This window comes from Vibrio qingdaonensis (assembly GCF_026191675.1).
GTDB classification, from domain to species: domain Bacteria; phylum Pseudomonadota; class Gammaproteobacteria; order Enterobacterales; family Vibrionaceae; genus Vibrio; species Vibrio qingdaonensis.
The window spans coordinates 1-284 of sequence record NZ_JAKRRY010000198.1 but is presented as its reverse complement, the minus strand read 5'-3'; the positions used below and the strand labels follow the sequence as shown (position 1 = coordinate 284).

The following is a 284-nucleotide window of genomic DNA, read 5'->3' as shown; positions in this document are numbered from 1 at the left end:
ATGAAGCGGCGTTCAATACTACTGTGACGAGTCTAAACAATGATCAAGGTCAGTCGCCTCTCGGCACGCTGACCATCTTGGCGGACGGCACGTGGACGTACAACGTCGATAACAGCCTCACTGGCGTGCAAGAGCTCGGCGACGGCGATACACGCGTTGAGCGCTTTGAAGTTGCCTCGATTGATGGCAGTAAAACCCAAATCATCGAAGTAACCATTGAAGGTACTGACGACGCACCCGTGATAGCGGGTACTGACATCGGTGGCGTCATTGAAGATACCGAT

1 protein-coding gene is annotated in these 284 nt (G+C 53.2%); it reads left to right on the top strand.

What is annotated here, in order from left to right:
- Nucleotides 1-284: VCBS domain-containing protein (locus MD535_RS26000; protein WP_265678151.1), on the top strand; the 284-nt coding region annotated here is incomplete at both ends.